The sequence below is a fragment of the Curtobacterium sp. MCJR17_043 genome (assembly GCF_003224315.2).
In the GTDB taxonomy this organism is placed as follows: domain Bacteria; phylum Actinomycetota; class Actinomycetes; order Actinomycetales; family Microbacteriaceae; genus Curtobacterium.
On record NZ_CP126259.1, the window covers coordinates 2,814,268 to 2,830,162 of the forward strand.

Below are 15,895 nucleotides of genomic sequence, written 5' to 3' on the forward strand. Positions count from 1 at the left end.
CGCAGCCGCGGTCAGACCACGAACGTCCGGGTCGGGCGGCCGCTGAGAGCGTGCGGGAACGACTCGCCGACCGGGCGGAACCCGGCGCTGCGGTAGAGGCGCACGGCCGGCGCGTTGTCCTCGAGCGCGTGCAGCATGCAGTGCTCGTACCCGGCGTCCCGGGCAGCGTCGACGGCCGCGACGAGGAGCGCTCGACCGAGCCCGCTCCCCTGCGCGGCCGGGTCGACCGCGAGCAGGCTGAGGTAGGCGGCGTCCGCGGGTCCCACTCCCCCTCCGGTGCCCGGCGCGGTGACGAGTGCGAAGCCGCGGACGCCGTCGTCGGAGTCCCCGGGCGCGACCACGAGGGCGACGCGCTCGGCGGCGAACTTCGCGGCCGCTCGCGCCCGGACCGCCGGGTCCCGGGGACGATCGTCGCGCGCGGCGACGGCGGCGACCCACAGGTCGATGCACGCGGTGTCCGTCCCGGCCTCCGCCGTCGCGACCCGCACGGCTGCAGAGGACTCGATCACCGGACCACCCTACGACCGGGCTCCTGCGTGCGCGGGACGCCAGGGCACGGCGTCACGAGGACCACCCGTCACGCGGTCGCCGGCACCCGTACCCGGAACGACGCTCCGCGGTGTTCGTCCGGCAACCGGTCGCCCCGTCCGAGCAGCTTGTGCCGCAGGGAGCCCTCCTCGTACCCGTCCGGGTAGGCGTTGCGCGCCCGGAGTTCGGGGACGACGAACTCGATGACGTCCTGCCACGTGCCCGGCGTCACCGCGTACGCCAGGTTGAAGCCGTCGACGTCGGTCTGCTCCTGGATGTCGATGAGGCGCTGCGCGATCGTCGCCCCGCTGCCGACCTCGACCGGACCGAGTCCGCCGATCGCAGTCTGCCGGGCGATGTCCCGGACCGTCCACGTCGTCCCGTCCTCACCGGTCGCGGCGGACAGGTTCGCAGCGGCCGACTGGATCGCGTTCGACTCGATGTTGCCGAGCGGCTCGTCCAGGTCGTACTGCGACAGGTCCACCCCCATCCAGCCGGAGTTCAGCACGAGCGCACCCGCCTCGGACGCGTACGACAGGTAGTCGCGGTACTTCGCCTGCGCGGCCTCGTCGGTCTCGTCCGTGATGACGGTGAGCAGCGTGTACACCCTGGCGCCGTACCGGTCGCGACCAGCGGCCTCCAGGGCGTCGCGGATCTTCCCCACCGTCGCGGCGAGCTGCGGCAGGGTCGGCGCCCCGACGAACACGGCCTCGGCGTTCTCGGCGGCGAAGCGGATCCCGCGCGGCGAGGCGCCCGCCTGGTAGATGACGGGCGAGCGCTGCACGGACGGTTCGGACAGGTGGATGCCCGGCACGTCGAAGTGCGCACCGTGGTGCTCGATCGGGTGCACCTTCGCGGGGTCGGTGAAGACACCGGTCTCGCGGTCCTCGACCACGGCGTCGTCCTCCCACGAGCCCTCCCACAGCTTGTAGAGGACCTCGAGGTACTCGTCGGCGACGTCGTAGCGGTCGTCGTGGCTGAGCTGGTCCGTCTGGCCCATGTTGCGGGCGGCGCTCGGCAGGTACCCGGTGACGACGTTCCAGCCGACACGGCCCTTCGTCAGGTGGTCGAGCGTGGACATGCGTCGGGCGAACGGGTACGGGTGCTCGTAGGCGGTGCCCGCGGTGATGCCGAAGCCCAGGTGCTCGGTGACGGCGGCCATCGCGGACACGAGGAGGATCGGGTCGTTCACCGGTACCTGCGACCCGGTGCGGAGCGCGGCCTCGTTCGTCCCGCCGTAGACGTCGTAGGTCCCGAGGACGTCGGCGATGAAGATGCCGTCGAACGCCCCGCCTTCGAGGATCTTCGCCAGGTCCGTCCAGTACGACAGGTCGTTGTAGTGCCGGGATCGGTCGCGCGGGTGGCGCCACAGCCCGGAGGACTGGTGCGCGACGCAGTTCATGTCGAACGCGTTGAAGCGGATCTGCCGGGGCTCGCGGTTCGTGGTCACGACGCGACCGTACGTCGGCCGTCCCCGCCGCGTCACGGAGGATGACGCCGCATGACACGGGCATCCGGGTGCGGGACGTGCCGGTGGTCAGCGGGGCGCCCGGACCGTGACCTCCGCCGTCGACGGGCCGCCGCACTGCTCGGAGCCGCCGTACCGGATCCACCGCGTGCGAACCGTCTCCGTCAGGAGCGGCCGGTCGGCGGCGTCCCGCAGCTCGACGACCGCCCGGTCCGGCGTGCCCATCAGCACGGGGAGCCGCCAGACGGCTCCGGCGGCGGTCGACGTCGGCGACGGGGCCGGCGCGACCTCGAGAGGCAGGACGGGCGGGTCGCTCGGCGCGGGCGGCGTGCATCCGGTCCCGGTGCAGACGGCGACGTCACGGACCGCGTCGACCGGTCCGCTGACCGTGACCACCACGGTGTTCGTCCACCCGATCGCCGGACAGGCCGTGGGCACGATGCCACACGCCGCTGTCGTCAGCACCGACAGCGCAGCCCCGGTCGCTGCCCACACCCGTCGCCCCCCGCACGCCCCCATCGTCGGCCCTGAGGAGCGGTGGTGGGGACACGATGTGGTCACGACCACCGGTCGGGGACGACCGGCGGTCCGCGCGACGCTCAGGCGCGGTCGTGGAGGGTGACGTGGTAACCGTCGGGGTCGGCGAAGGTGAACCTCCGGCCGAACGGGCCGTCGATCGGTGCCGCGACGATCCGGTGCCCGTCGGCCTCGAGGGCGTCGTGGACCGCCTGGACGTCGGTCGCGTGCAACCAGAGGGCGACGCCGAGTCCCGGCTGGTCGACCGACGCGAGGTCGGTCCCGGGGAGGACGTCGCGCAGCGCGAACGCGATCGGCGTCGTGGTGAACACGACGGCGTGCGGTGGCCCGGCGGGCGAACGCTCGAGCCCGAGGTACCGCTCGTAGAACGCCTGCGAGGCATCGAGGTCGCGGACCTGCAGGGAGAGGAAGTCGGGGCCGGTGGCGGGCATGGGTGCTCCTTCTGGTCATGTCAGTTGTCTGACACCAAGCAGCGTATGTCAGACTTCTGACATGAGTCAACAGGACGGCGTCGACCTCCCGACCTCGATCGGGTACCTGCTCAAGGAGACCGCGACGGCGCTCCGGACCGCGATGGAGGCCGTGCTCCGCCCGCTCGGCATGACCGTGACGCACTACTCCTGCCTGGAACTCCTGGCGCAGCGTCCGGGGTCGTCGAACTCCGAGCTCGCCCGCGGCACCTTCGTGACCCGGCAGTCGATGAACGTCCTGCTGCAGACCCTCGAGCGCGACGGCGTCGTCGAGCGCCCGCCCGGGGCCCGCTCGGGTCGGGTCATGCCGGCGCAGCTCACCGACCGCGGACGCCGGGACCTCGCCGCCGCGACGGCCGCCGTCCGCTCCGTGGAGGACCGGATGCTCGCCGACCTCGACGAGGACGACCGCGCCGCGGCGAGGTCGCTGCTGCGGCGCATGGTGCGCGCACTGCGCAGCGACGCGGCCGACAGCGCCAGCGCTGGCTGACCGTGACTCGTCGCGGCGCAATCCGGCGCGACGTCACCCGTGATGCGACAGGAAGTCGCGAACGACCCGCGCGGCGTCGGGATGGTCCTGCGGTCGGTGGCCGTGTCCGACGAGGGTGACGTGACGGGCGTCGGCGATCCGGGAGGCGATCGTCTCGTACTCGTCGTTCCATCCTCCTGTGATGACCAGTGTCGGCACGCCGGGACGCTCCGGGGTGTCCAGCGTCCACGGTCCCGGCAGCCGACGTTGCCGCTCCGCCGCGAGGAGTGCATCGGCGTCCCTCGGTGGTGCGGGGCTCCGACCGGTGAGTGCCGCGGTGAACGCGACGGCGAACTGCGCAGGCGGGAGCAGGCTCGCCTGGTCGAGGACCGGCTGCACACGTCGGACGTGCTCCTCGACCGATGCGTGCCCCCCGCGCCAGCGCGTAGGCGGCAGGCTCGAACAGCACGAGCACGGTGACGAGGTCCGGACGACGCGCAGCGGCGCGCATGGCGACCGGTCCGCCGAAGGAGTGGGCGACGACCGCACTGCCGGTGCCGCACGCACGGAGGAGCCGCCGCTCCCACCGGTCCTGCTCGAACCGCACCGGTGGACCGGCGTCGTACCCCGGCATCGCCGCGAAGCGGGCGCCGGGCAGTGTCCCCACCGAGGACCAGGCCCGACTCGGACTCCGGTTCGACGCGTGCAGGAACACGAGCTCGCGCGCGGTCCGCTCGTGCCCCTCTTCCACCATGCGGTGCAGGCTACGGGAAGCAGGACGCCGGACGGGAGGCGCGGCACCCGCTGGCACCGCGCCTCCCGTCCGGTGGACCGCCGCCGAGGGCCGCGCCCGCCCTGCGCCCGTCGTCAGCCCGCCGCGACCGCCTGCTGCGCCGCCGCCTCGGCGGCGACCCACGCGAGCATGCCGCACTTGACCCGCATGACGAACTTCGAGACACCCTGGAAGGCGACGAGGTCCTCGAGCACGTCCTCGTCCGGCTCGCCGACGCCCCGGGAGCGCATCATCGTGCGGAACGCCTCGGTCAGGGTCAGGAGTTCCGGGACGGTCCGGCCGACGGCCATGTCGGTGAGGACCGAGGCCGACGCCATCGAGATCGAGCAGCCGTCCCCCCCTGCCAGGCGACGGCGGCGATCCGGTCGGTCCCGGGCTCGAGTCGGAGCCGCACGGTGATCTCGTCACCGCACGTCGGGTTCCGCTCGAAGTGCTCGGCGTCCGCATCCGGCATCGGACCGTCGCCCCGACGGGCTCTCGCGTGGTCGAGGATCACCTGCTGGTAGAGCCCGTCCAGGCCGGTCACGCGGGCTCCTCCGCACCGAAGTAGCCGCGGATCCCGCCGACCGCGGTCACGAAGCGGTCGACGTCCTCCTCGGTCGTGTACACGTACGTGCTCGCGCGGCTCGTGGCCGTGAGCCCCAGACGACGGTGGAGCGGCTGCGCGCAGTGGTGGCCGGAGCGCACCGCGATGCCCTGCGCGTCGAGGTACTGGGACACGTCGTGCGCGTGCACGCCGTCGACGACGAAGGACGCGAGTCCACTGCGCGGGACACCGGCCGCGGGTCCGACGACGGAGACGCCGGGGACGGTGGCGAGGCCGGTGAGCATCCGCTGCGCCAGGTGCTCCTCGTGCTCCTGCACCCGGTCCATCCCGATGCGCTCGAGGTAGCGGACGGCCTCGGCGAGCGCGACGGCCTGTGAGACCGGCTGCGTGCCGGCCTCGAACCGCTCGGGGGGCCGGCATGAAGTCGGTGTGCTCCATCGTCACCGTGGTGATCATCGAGCCGCCGGTGCGGAACGGCGGCAGTGCGTTGAGCAGGTCCTGCCGACCCCAGAGCACGCCGATCCCGTTCGGGCCGAGCATCTTGTGCCCGGAGAACGCGGCGAAGTCGATGTCGAGGGCGCGGACGTCGAGCGGCCGGTGCGGCGCGGACTGGCAGGCGTCGAGCACGACGAGCGCCCCGACGGCGTGGGCCGCCGCCACGAGCTCGGCGACGGGGGCGATCATCCCGGTGACGTTCGACACGTGGGCGAACGCGACGACCCGGGTGTGTTCGGTGACGAGCGCGACGGCGTCCTCGGCGCTCCAGCACCCGGTGTCGTCGACCGGCACCCAGCGCAGCGTCGCACCGGTGGCGGCGGCGAGCTCCTGCCAGGGCACGAGGTTCGCGTGGTGCTCGGCCTCGGTGACCAGGACCTCGTCCCCGGGGCCGATGCGGAAGCGGTCGGCCTCGGCACCGCCGCGGCCGGCGCTGGCGTTGCGGATGCCGTAGGCGACGAGGTTGAGCGCGTCGGTGGCGTTGGCCGTCCAGACGACCTCGGACGGGCTCGCGGCTCCGATGAAGCGCGCGACGGTCGCACGGGCGTCCTCGTAGGCGTCGGTGCTCAGCGCGGCGAGGGTGTGGGCACCGCGGTGCACGGCCGCGTTGTCCTGCTCGAGGAAGCACCGTTCGGCGTCGAGGACCTGCACGGGCCGCTCGGCCGTCGCGCCGGAGTCGAGGTAGGCCAGCGGCTGCCCGTTCACCTCCTGCTGGAGGATCGGGAAGTCCGCCCGGATGCGGAGGACCTCGTCCTCGGTGAGCGGTGCGACGAAGTCGTCCGTCGGCGTTGGTGCAACGATCGTCACGGTGCTGGCCCTCCTGTACGTCTCCGGGAGACAACCCGTCAATGGTGGTCGTTCTTCCCGGCAGCGTCCAGTCGGGCCGGCACCGCGCGGGCGCTACTCGTTCCCGACGCGCTTGTCGGCCTGCTCGCGGGCGGCGTCGATCTTGTCGTCGTACTTGCCGCCGGTGGCCTTCTTCACGGCGTCGGCGACCCCTTCGAACACCTTGTCGCTGACGCCCTCGGCCTTCTCGCTCTTCAGCGCGTCCTGCACCTTGCCGTTCTGCAGCAGCGCCTGGGCCTTCTTCGTGATGTCGTCGAACCCTGCCATGACCTGCTCCTCGTCGATCGGGCGGAACCTCGTGCCCCGCGTCCTGGCGCCGATGCTAACCAGCGTGCGGCCACCTGGTCCGGGCCGTCCACCGGATGCCCAGCACCGGACCGGTCGACGGTGCCGCGGGGCGGCGCGGCGCGGCGCGGCTCGGCGCGGCTCGGCGCGGCTCGCCGCGGCGCGGCGCGGCGCGGCTCGGCTCGGCTCGGCTCGGCTCGGCTCAGGCCATCTGCGCACTGCGCCGACGGGCCAGGACGTAGCCGACGGCGACGGCTCCGCTCACCGCCAGCAGCGAGGGGATGAGGATGTCGGTGCCCTCCTGCGTGAACTCGACGACGAGCACGAGGGCCGTGAACGGCGCGCGCATGGTCGTGGCCAGGAACGCGGCCGCGCCGACGAACGCGAAGGCCGCCAGGCTGCCGCCGTCGGTCGGCCAGAGCAGCATCCAGGCGGCCCCGAGGAAGCCGCCGAGCGCCGACCCGACCGCGATCGAGGGGGTCAGCGTGCCGCCCACGGCGCCGGCACCGATCGTCGCCGCGGTCGTCACGGTCTTCAGCAGTCCGAGGACGAGGAGCGCGAGCAGGGGCGCCATGCCGAGCAGCGTCGGCCCGTCGAGGTCGGCGTTCATCGCGGCGAGTCCGAGCGCCCGGCCGTTCCCCATCACCTCCGGGAAGGGGATCGCGACGAGGCCGACGAGTGCGAACACGACCGGCAGCACGACGAGCAGCTTCCACCCGGTCGGGGCGATCGCCTGCAGCCGGTTGGTGGCCCGCACGAACCCGACCCCGGCGAGCCCGAGCAGCGGCCCGACGACGACCGCCCAGACGAGCAGCGAGGGCGAGAGGTGCATCGCGGGCACGTGGTACAGCACCTCGTCCGGGATCACGAGCCGGGCGACGAACGCGGCGACGGCACTCGTGACGAACGCGGGCAGGGCCGTCGCCAGGGTGAGCTCGCCGAGCAGCACCTCGACCGCGAACAGCGCACCCCCCGAGCGGTACGTCGTAGACCGCTGCGAGCCCGGCGGCAGCACCACAGGCCACCAGGACCTTCGTCTCGCGCGGCGTCAACCCGGCCCGGACGGTGAGCAGCTGCGCGGCCCACGCACCGAGTTCGCGCGGTGCGACCTCCTTGCCGATCGAGGCGCCGAGACCCACCGCGAGGATCTGCACGCCCGCGTTGCCGACGGTCACCAGGGAGGGCATCCGCCTGCCCGCGACGGCGGCCTGGACACCGACGACCGGACGCCCCCCACCGCCGGATCGCCCACCACGCGACGGCCGTCAGGACGCCGGCGGCCAGGACCGCGAGGAACCGGTTCAGCGCCGACGGTGCGTCCGCCGCCTCACGGTGCCCGCCGAAGGCGTAGCCGAAGGCGACGAACTGGATGAGTTGGAGCGCGAGCCACACGGCGATCCCGGCGGCCCCGCCGGCGACGCCGACGAGCCCCGTGACCACGGCCAGCTTGAGCGCCCAGGCCGGAGCGGCGAGACCGTTGTGTGGCATGTCGGCAAGCGTAGCGGTCGCGCGTCGGCGTGCGTCGCGCGCGTCGACGCGCTCGTTCGACGGTTCTTCGCGCTCGTCAGTGGGTTGGCCGGGAGGCCCGTCCCGCCGTCCCGGCTCCGGCACCGGTCCGGAGGCGGTGATCCGGGCCTCCCGACCGGGCTCCGACGTCAGACCGCGGCGACGCGGTAGGGCACGACGGTCTCCGGGTACGTCATCGGCGCCTGGACGCCGACGACCTCGAGCACCCGGCCGGAGAACACCCGGTCGCCGGACTCCCACGGCGCGGGCTCGAGGCCCGGCACGTCCCCGATGACGACCGGGTCCACGCGGTACCGGGTCTCCGGGTCGAGGCCGCGCAGCGTGATCCGGCCGCGCGGGCTGACCTCGGAGCGGCCGACCACGGCGAGGAAGAACAGCGCCTCCCGCCGGTCCGGAGCCACCGCGCCGTAGACCAGCTGCGTCTCGTCGGCCTGGTCGACACGCACCAGGTCCCCGTGGTGCAGGAGCTCCCGGCACTGCCGGTAGGTCGCGACCCACTCGGTGAGCTCGCGCTCCTCGGCCTCGGTCGCGGTCGCCAGGTCCCACTCGATGCCGAGGTGCCCGTAGAGCGCGGTACCGGCCCGGAAGGCCAGGGTGTGGCGGCGCCCGGTCGTGTGGTTCGTGCCGCTCGCGATGTGCGACCCGAGCATCTCGGGCGGCAGGAGCTGCATGGTCCAGCGGTTCATCTGCTGCCGCTCGAGCGGGTCGATGCAGTCCGAGGTCCAGACGCGGTCGGTGTGCTCGATGACGCCGAGGTCGACCCGGCTACCGCCCGACGAGCACGACTCGATCTCGAGCCCCGGGAACCGGTCCTTGAGCGCCGCCATCAAGCGGTACGCGGCCAGGGTCTGCTCGTGCACGGCAGCACCGGCGCCCCGGGTGCCTGCCTCGATCAGGTCGCGGTTGTGGTCCCACTTGACGTAGTCGACACCGACCTCGCCGATCACGGCGGTCAGCCGTCCGAGGACGTGCTCGTACGCCTCCGGGATCGCCAAGTCGAGCACCTGCTGGTTCCGGGCGCGGACCGGGAGTCGGCCGTCCGCCTGCATGATCCACTCCGGGTGCTCCCGGGCCAGGTCGCTGTCCTCGTTCACCATCTCCGGCTCGAACCACAGCCCGAACTCCATGCCGAGGGCGCGGACGTGGTCGACCAGCGGGGCGAGCCCGTCGGGCCAGACGTCCTCGTCGACGTACCAGTCGCCCAGCCCGGCACGGTCGTCGCGACGGCCGCGGAACCACCCGTCGTCGAGGACGAACCGCTCGACGCCGATCCGGGCGGCCCGGTCCGCCAGGTCCGTCAGGCGGGTGAGGTCGTGGTCGAAGTAGACGGCCTCCCAGACGTTGATCGTCGTCGGCCGCGGCCGGGTGGGGTGCTGCGGGCGCCGTCGGAGCCAGTCGTGGAACCGGTGGGCCTGGTCGTCGAGGCCGTCCCCGTAGGCGCCGTACACCCACGGGCCGGCGTAGGTCGCTCCCTGGTCGAGCCGGACCTCGCCGGGCAGCAGGAGCTCCCCACCGCCGACCACCTGTCGGCCGTCGTTGCCGCGCTCGGCGTGGTGCCGGTGGTTCCCGCTCCAACCGACGTGCACGCCCCAGACCTCGCCGCTCGCGAAGCCGAAGCCGGGGGGTTCCGACGCTCAGGACCGTGGCGGCGTCGGGGCCCGTCCGACCACGACGGCCCTCGCGCTGGTGCGTGCCGACGACGAGTTCGTGCCGCTGCGGGGTGCGCTCCTTGCCCCAGCGTCCGGCGAAGTCGAGGACCTCGCGAGCACGACCCGGGACCGGGAGCGCGACGGTGACGTCGTCGACGGTGTACGTACCGGGGGCCGTGTTCGTGACCGCGGCGCGGAGTCGGACCAGGCCGGAGGACAGGAGCTCGATCTCGATGCGGATGGACAGGCCGGCGACGCGGTCCTCGGCGTCGGCGACGAGGCGTCGGCCGGGGGTGATGTCGGTGCCGGGGGGCGCTGGTCCGGCCGGGGTCGCTCGCGGCGGTGCCGTCCGTCGGCAGGTCGCTGACGTCGACGGCGGTGAGCGTGAACGCCGGCGACCAGTCGCGGCCGTCCCGGTGCCCGACGAGCCCCGGGCGCCCCGTCCACCCCGTGTGCGCTTCCGGCAGGACGCTGAGGCGCACGGGGACGTCGGGTGTGCTCGGTTGCAGCGGGAGGACGTCCGCGGCCGCGAGCGCGGACAGCTCGGCGTCGGACAGGTCCCCGAGGGCGGCGCCCCAGTGCACGACGGCGGGGGAGCTGGCCGTCCGAGCAGTCGAGCACGAGGGACACACCCCCCGGCGCTCAGGTGGACGGGGACGGTGGGGAGCGACGACATCGGTTCTCCTCGGAGCGGGCGGGCAGGCAGGCGGGCAAGCGGGCGGGCGCGTGGCCGGGCGGGCGCGCGGCCAGGCGTGTGTTCGGGCGGGTGGCCTCAGAACCAGCGCTTGACCTTGAACACCGCGTAGAGGACCGCGGCGAACAGGACCATCAGCACGATCGACAGCGGGTACCCCCCACGTCCAGGACAGCTCCGGCATGTGCTCGAAGTTCATCCCGTAGACCGCGGCGATGAGCGTCGGGGCGAACAGGATCGCCGCCCAGCCGGAGATCCGCTTCGTGTCGTCGTTCTGCTTCTGCGCCGCCAGGGTCGAGTCGACCGTCAGCGCGTTCTGCAGGAGCTGCCGGAAGGTGTCCAGCCGCTCCACGACCCGGATGACGTGGTCCAGGACGTCCCGGAACCGGCGCTGGAGCTCGACGGGCAGGTGGTACTTCTCGGCGCCGCGGTGCAGGTCCTCGATCATCCGGATGAGCGGGCGGGCGGCACGCTGGAAGTCGACGACCTCGCCGAAGAGCTCGTAGACGCGGCGGGAGACGCCGGCCTCGCCCGAGAAGAGCTGCCCCTCGATCTGGTTGATGTCCTCCTCGAGCCCGTCGATGACCGGCCGGTAGTCGTCGACGATCGAGTCCATCAGGGCCCAGAGCTGCGCCTGGGGCCCTGCGGTGACGAGCCCGGGCTTGCCGCTCATCCGCTGCAGGGCGCGCGGGACCGCTCGTCCGCCCCGCGGGTCTGCCTGCACCACCGCGAGGAAGAAGTCCTCGCCGACGAAGGCGTGGACCTCGCCGAACTCGACCTCCTCGGCCGCGTCCCGGTACACCGCGGGCTTGAGCACCGCGAAGAGCGTCGAGCCGTACCGTTCGAGCTTCGGTCGCTGGTGCCCTTCGGCGGAGTCCTCCACCGCGAGCTCGTGCAGGCCGAGGGCGACCGCGACGTCACCGAGCTCCTCGGCGTCCGGCCGGTCGAGCACGATGCAGGCCGAGGCACCGTGCTCCGCGATCATCGTGAAGCTCTCGTCGAGCGAGGGACTCGTCGTCGGGGCGATCCGGTCCACGTACACGGTGTTCAGCTCGACGGTCACGGCACCACCGTACGCACCCTGGGCAGCGGCTGCGTGATCGCGGACGGGGCGGCGTAGCGTCCTGGTCATCAGCATGCTGACGAAGGGGAGCACGATGCGCTGGATGCGGAAGGTCATGATCGCCGTGAGCACGGTGGTCGCCGTGGTGGGTTCGTTCATCGGGTCCGGGGCCGCGGGCGGCACCCCGATCGCCGAGGCGGCCGACGGCGCGCTCTCGGCATCGTCCGCGGCGATCGCCCCCCGGTGGGCCCGCGTTCGGCATCTGGAGCGTCATCTACGTCGGGCTCGTCGCCTTCGCCGTGTGGCAGTTCCTCCCGCGTCGGGACGACCAGGCCCGGCACGACCGCCTCGCCGTGCCCGCGACCCTGTCCCTGCTCCTCAACGCGGCGTGGATCCTGTCCGTGCAGTTCGGCTTCCTCTGGCTGAGCGAGCCGATCATCGTCGCCCTGCTCGGCGTCCTGGCGTGGGCGTTCGTGGTGCTCCGGCGCACCAGGCCGTCCGGCCGTGTCGAGGCGGTCGTCACGGACGGCACGTTCGGGCTGTACCTCGGATGGGTCTGCGTGGCGACGGCGGCCAACACGGCCGCGGTCCTGACGGCTGCGGGGTTCCGGGGCTTCGGCCTCGGCCAGGACGTGTGGGGTGTGGCGGTCGCAGCGGTCGCCGGCCTCGTCGGCGTCCTCGTCGGGGTGACCGGCCGTGGTCGCATCGCCCCGGCCCTGTCGCTCGGCTGGGGGCTCGCGTGGGTCGCGGTCGCGCGGCTCGACGGGCCGCTCGTCTCGGTGCCCACCGCCCTCACCGCGCTGGTCGCCGTCGCCGCGGTGCTCGTGGTGACGGTCGTCGCGCGGGCCCGTGCAGGCTGGACCGCAGGGTCGGCCGCGCCCCGCACCGCCTGAGCGCGCTGGCGCAGCGCCGGACTGCTGCGCGGAACCGACAGATCGACGCGGACCTTCCGCATCGATCTGTCGGTTCCGCGTCCATGACCGGCCGGGTCGGGCCGGGGCGGGTCGGGCCGGGGCGGGTCGGGTTCAGCGCCGCGCGACCGCCATGCCGTGCGCGGCGGCGACGGCCTCGTTCGTCACGCGGCCGTCGTGCACGTTGAGCCCGGAGGCGAGTGCCGGGTCGGACTCCAGCGCCCGCTCCCACCCCTGGTCCGCGATCGCCACGGCGTACGGGAGCGTCGCGTTCGTCAGCGCGATGGTGCTCGTCCGCGGGACCGCGCCCGGCATGTTCGCCACGCAGTAGTAGACGGCGTCGTGCACGGCGAACGTCGGGTCGTCGTGGGTGGTCGGCCGCGACCCCTCGAAGCACCCGCCCTGGTCGATCGCGATGTCGACGAGGACGGACCCGGCGCGCATGTCGGCGACCATCGCGTCCGTGACGAGCTTCGGAGCCGACGCCCCGGGGATGAGGACGGACCCGATCACCAGGTCCGCCTCGGCGACGGCGTGCGCGATCGCGAGCGGGCTCGACCGGAGGGTCGTCACCCGGCCGTCGAACCGCGCGTCGAGGGCTCGGAGGCGCGGCAGGCTGATGTCGAAGACCGTCACCTCGGCACCCATCCCGACCGCGATCGTCGCGGCGTGCTCGCCCGCGACACCACCGCCGATCACCACGACCCGCCCCTTCGGCGTGCCGGGGACACCCCCCGAGCAGGAGCCCGCGGCCGCCGTTCGCACGCATGAGGTGGTGGGCGCCGACCTGGGCGGACAGCCGCCCGGCGATCTCCGACATCGGCGACAGGAGCGGCAGCGAACGGTCGGGGAGCTGCACGGTCTCGTACGCGATCGCGGTGGCGCCCGACTCGACCAGCGCCGCGGTCAGCGGGCGGTCGGCGGCGAGGTGCAGGTACGTGAAGAGGACCTGTCCCGCGCGCAGGAGCGGGTACTCGGCAGCCACGGGCTCCTTCACCTTGAGCACCATCTCGGCGTCCCAGGCCGACCCAGCATCCGACACGATCACGGCACCAGCTGCGGTGTACTCGTCGTCGGAGAACGCCGACCCGGTCCCGGCGCCGGACTGCACGAGCACCTCGTGCCCGTGCATCGTCAGCTCGGCGACGCCAGCCGGGGTCGCGGCGACGCGGAACTCGTTGTTCTTGATCTCGGTGGGGACGCCGATGCGCATGACGGACTCCTTCGTGGGCAGGTGCTCGGACACCGCCCATCCAGCCGCACGTTCGCCGCGAGTGCTCGCGCACCGAAGGATCACCCGCTCACCGGGTGTTCCGTTCCGCTCAGTTCGGCATCACGCAGGATGGGAGCGCTCCCACCGAACGATCTGGTCGCTCCCCCCGGACCGACGCAGCACCTCGGCTGACGGCGACGAGCCAGCCGTCGGCGACCGGGTCTGCCCTCAGCGGCGCGACCTGGTCCGCAACGTGTCGCTCGGCAGCTCGCCGAACCGGGACCGGTACGCGGCCGAGAACCGACCGAGGTGGCCGAAGCCCCACCCGCGGGCGATGTCCGCGACCGAGGTCTCGTCCCGCTCCGCCCGTCGCAACTCGTGGAGGGCGCCGTCGAGCCGGACCGAGCGCAGCAGCTCACCGGGCGTCTGGTCCAGGTGACGGCGGAGCGACTGCTGCAACCCGCGCGGGCTGAGCCCCGCCGCCGCGGCGATCTCCGGCGTGCCGATCGGCTCCCGGGCGTGCGCCTGCACGTAGTCGAGCGCGCGTCGCAGCCGCTGGTGCTCCGGCCCGGACCCGGTCACGGCGGCACGCCAGGTGCTGCGGCGTGGGAACGCCCGGAGCGCCGCGTCCGCGAAGGTCTCGGCGACGTCACGGCGGACGGTGGCGGTCAACGGGGTGTCCACCTGCAGCCACGTCGACGAGAGCCGGCGGACCGTGTCGCGCCAGACCGCCATGCCGTCGGCGGTCGGCCGTTCGAGGGGTTCGAACGAGAACGTGTCGTCGCCGACCAGGCTCGTGACGAACGGGCGGTCGAGGTGCACGAAGTTGAGGCCGATGTCGCGGTGGTGCAGGTCGTACGGCTCCGACGGCAGGATGACCGGGACACCGGGCTCGAGGTCCACGGAGCGGCCGTTGAACGTGATGGTGCTGCTCCCGCTGCGGAGCCACGCGACGATGAAGTCGTCGGACTGGCTCTGACTGCGCAGGTCGACGCCGAAGCGGGAGGTCCGCAGGGACATCCGTTCATCGGTGACACCGGCGAAGTCCCACGCTGTGTCGGCGTGCGTCCGCCGGATCGCGGGGGGCCTTGAGGTCGTAGTCGGAGGTGAAGAACGCCATCGCCTGGTCGATGTCCGTGCCTGCCAACCGCCGGTACGACCGGGTGTCGGCACGCTCGACGCCGACGGGCGGAGCGGACGGAGCGGGACCGGCATCGGGAGTGAGCACCATGCTCCGACCGTACGCGACACCTCCGACATCCGACCCGACGGGCCTCCCCCCAGAGCCGGGGCCACGCGCGTCCCGTCCGGTCAGTTCTGCAGGATCGCCTGCCCGACGCTCTCGTCGAGGATGAGGTCCGTCACGAGCCCCGCGGCCAGGGCGCCACGCAGCGACGCGGCCTTCCCCCGCCCGGCGACGACGCAGATCCGACGCGGTGCCCGCTTGACCGTGTCGAGGTCGGGCGCGCCGGCGCGGGCGTTCACCCCGATGTCCTTCCACGACCCGTCCGCGCGGTAGAACACGGTGGACACGTCGCCGACGACCCCGGCCTGTCGCAACTCGTCCTGGTCCGCCGGGTCGAGGTACCCGCCGGAGTACACGTGCGACGGCACCGGGGCCTGCGGAGCGCCGACCCCGAACACGACCAGGTCCATCCGCTCGTGCAGGTCGAGCACGCGTCGGATCGAGCGCTCGCGGAACAGCGCGGCCTTCGTGGCGGGGTCGTCGAAGAACGCCGGCACGGGGAACTGCTGCACGAGTGCGCCGTAGGCCTCGCCGAACCGCCGGAGGATCTCCGACGCGTAGACGATGCCCGTCGTGCGGGTGTTCGCGGCGCCGTTCACCTGCACGACGGTCGACCCGTGCGTGGTCTTCGGCACGAGGTAGCGACTCACGGCGCTGACCGTCGAGCCCCACGAGATGCCGATGACCATGTTCGACTCGATGTACTGCGTCAGGATCCGGGCGGCGGACAGGGCCACCCGCTCCAACCGGTCCACGTCGCTCGTGTGGTCCGGGACCGGCACGACGTGTGCGTGCACGCCGAAGCGCGCCCGGATGCTCCGGCTCAGCGCGGCCGCCTGGTCGAGCGGTGAGCGGATCTGGATGTCGACGAGCCCGGTGTCACGGGCGTACTTGAGCAGGCGGGACACCGACGACCGGGACGTGCCGAGCTCGTCGGCGATGGCGTCCATCGTGAGGTCCTGCAGGTAGTAGAGGTGCGCGGCCCGCAGGGCCTGCTGGGTGCGCACGGGCTGGGCGGCGTCGCTCATGGGTCCGAGCATGCACGGACGTGCACGCGCTCTGCAACCCCGTCCGGCCCTCCCGTCCGCCGTCCGCCGACCCGGACGGGAGGCGCGACAAGCGTTCTGCACGTCCGTGCACCGAGGTTGCCCACA

15 protein-coding genes and 7 pseudogenes are annotated in these 15,895 nt (G+C 73.1%); 2 read left to right on the plus strand and 20 right to left on the minus strand.

The window, feature by feature from the left end:
* Positions 1-11: 11 nt before the first annotated feature.
* From DEJ15_RS14575 to DEJ15_RS14590, 4 genes are all read right to left on the minus strand, one after another.
* Positions 12-509 (minus strand): GNAT family N-acetyltransferase, encoded by a 498-nt coding sequence (locus DEJ15_RS14575; RefSeq protein WP_110824733.1) that lies wholly within the window; start codon positions 507-509, stop codon positions 12-14.
* A gap of 68 nt (positions 510-577) precedes the next feature.
* On the minus strand, positions 578-1,978 hold the full coding sequence (locus DEJ15_RS14580; RefSeq protein WP_258365919.1) for an LLM class flavin-dependent oxidoreductase: 1,401 nt from the start codon (positions 1,976-1,978) through the stop codon (positions 578-580).
* An 87-nt stretch (positions 1,979-2,065) separates the two neighbouring features.
* Positions 2,066-2,434 carry a hypothetical protein gene (locus DEJ15_RS14585; RefSeq protein ID WP_284175175.1) on the minus strand — a complete coding sequence of 123 codons (369 nt, stop codon included), beginning with the start codon at positions 2,432-2,434 and terminating at the stop codon, positions 2,066-2,068.
* 161 nt (positions 2,435-2,595) lie between these two features.
* The gene (locus DEJ15_RS14590) at positions 2,596-2,964 is read right to left on the minus strand and encodes a VOC family protein (RefSeq protein ID WP_110824735.1); all 369 of its coding nucleotides are present in this window, start codon (positions 2,962-2,964) and stop codon (positions 2,596-2,598) included.
* A 61-nt stretch (positions 2,965-3,025) separates the two neighbouring features.
* Between DEJ15_RS14590 and DEJ15_RS14595 the strand changes: the two genes are divergently transcribed.
* Positions 3,026-3,493: a MarR family winged helix-turn-helix transcriptional regulator gene (locus DEJ15_RS14595; protein WP_110824736.1), complete on the plus strand. Its 468-nt coding sequence runs from the start codon at positions 3,026-3,028 to the stop codon at positions 3,491-3,493.
* A 33-nt stretch (positions 3,494-3,526) separates the two neighbouring features.
* Here the strand turns inward: DEJ15_RS14595 and DEJ15_RS14600 are convergent, their stop codons facing one another.
* From DEJ15_RS14600 to DEJ15_RS14645, 12 genes and pseudogenes are all read right to left on the minus strand, one after another.
* Positions 3,527-3,871 carry an alpha/beta fold hydrolase gene (locus tag DEJ15_RS14600; protein WP_284175176.1) on the minus strand — a complete coding sequence of 115 codons (345 nt, stop codon included), beginning with the start codon at positions 3,869-3,871 and terminating at the stop codon, positions 3,527-3,529.
* A gap of 468 nt (positions 3,872-4,339) precedes the next feature.
* The gene (locus tag DEJ15_RS18830) at positions 4,340-4,555 is read right to left on the minus strand and encodes an iron-sulfur cluster assembly scaffold protein (protein WP_349814725.1); all 216 of its coding nucleotides are present in this window, start codon (positions 4,553-4,555) and stop codon (positions 4,340-4,342) included.
* Entirely contained in the window at positions 4,522-4,719 is a 198-nt protein-coding gene (locus DEJ15_RS18835; RefSeq protein WP_349814904.1) for an iron-sulfur cluster assembly scaffold protein, read from the minus strand. Before DEJ15_RS18835 ends, DEJ15_RS18830 begins: the two co-directional genes overlap by 34 nt.
* A gap of 68 nt (positions 4,720-4,787) precedes the next feature.
* Positions 4,788-6,114, minus strand: a pseudogene (locus tag DEJ15_RS14610) (aminotransferase class V-fold PLP-dependent enzyme).
* Positions 6,115-6,207: 93 nt separating this feature from the next.
* Positions 6,208-6,420, minus strand: coding sequence for an antitoxin (locus DEJ15_RS14615; RefSeq protein WP_110824740.1), 213 nt, complete (start codon positions 6,418-6,420; stop codon positions 6,208-6,210).
* A 220-nt stretch (positions 6,421-6,640) separates the two neighbouring features.
* Positions 6,641-7,456 carry a chloride channel protein gene (locus tag DEJ15_RS14620; protein WP_284175177.1) on the minus strand — a complete coding sequence of 272 codons (816 nt, stop codon included), beginning with the start codon at positions 7,454-7,456 and terminating at the stop codon, positions 6,641-6,643.
* A gap of 7 nt (positions 7,457-7,463) precedes the next feature.
* Positions 7,464-7,625 (minus strand): annotated as a pseudogene (locus DEJ15_RS14625) (chloride channel protein); the annotation flags it as partial.
* A 468-nt stretch (positions 7,626-8,093) separates the two neighbouring features.
* Complete coding sequence (locus DEJ15_RS14630) at positions 8,094-9,413, minus strand: alpha-galactosidase (RefSeq protein ID WP_284176222.1); 1,320 nt, start codon at positions 9,411-9,413, stop codon at positions 8,094-8,096.
* Positions 9,414-9,503: 90 nt separating this feature from the next.
* Positions 9,504-9,551, minus strand: a pseudogene (locus DEJ15_RS14635) (hypothetical protein); the annotation flags it as partial.
* Positions 9,552-9,642: 91 nt separating this feature from the next.
* A pseudogene (locus DEJ15_RS19715) lies at positions 9,643-9,912 on the minus strand (glycoside hydrolase family 36 N-terminal domain-containing protein); the annotation flags it as partial.
* Positions 9,913-10,036: 124 nt separating this feature from the next.
* A pseudogene (locus DEJ15_RS19720) lies at positions 10,037-10,246 on the minus strand (hypothetical protein); the annotation flags it as partial.
* A gap of 140 nt (positions 10,247-10,386) precedes the next feature.
* Positions 10,387-11,371 (minus strand): annotated as a pseudogene (locus DEJ15_RS14645) (magnesium and cobalt transport protein CorA).
* A gap of 260 nt (positions 11,372-11,631) precedes the next feature.
* On the opposite strand from DEJ15_RS14645, the gene DEJ15_RS14650 reads away from it, so the two are divergent.
* Positions 11,632-12,264, plus strand: a complete 633-nt coding sequence (locus DEJ15_RS14650) for a TspO-related membrane protein (protein WP_349814905.1) — start codon at positions 11,632-11,634, stop codon at positions 12,262-12,264.
* Positions 12,265-12,396: 132 nt separating this feature from the next.
* On the opposite strand, the pseudogene ald reads toward DEJ15_RS14650, so the two are convergent.
* The 4 genes and pseudogenes from ald to DEJ15_RS14670 form a co-directional block, all read right to left on the minus strand.
* Positions 12,397-13,495 (minus strand): annotated as a pseudogene (gene ald, locus DEJ15_RS14655) (alanine dehydrogenase).
* Positions 13,496-13,723: 228 nt separating this feature from the next.
* Entirely contained in the window at positions 13,724-14,515 is a 792-nt protein-coding gene (locus DEJ15_RS14660) for an AraC family transcriptional regulator (RefSeq protein WP_284175178.1), read from the minus strand.
* 4 nt (positions 14,516-14,519) lie between these two features.
* Positions 14,520-14,726 carry a hypothetical protein gene (locus DEJ15_RS14665; protein ID WP_284175179.1) on the minus strand — a complete coding sequence of 69 codons (207 nt, stop codon included), beginning with the start codon at positions 14,724-14,726 and terminating at the stop codon, positions 14,520-14,522.
* 80 nt (positions 14,727-14,806) lie between these two features.
* Entirely contained in the window at positions 14,807-15,769 is a 963-nt protein-coding gene (locus DEJ15_RS14670; protein WP_110824855.1) for a sugar-binding transcriptional regulator, read from the minus strand.
* Positions 15,770-15,895 lie beyond the last annotated feature (126 nt).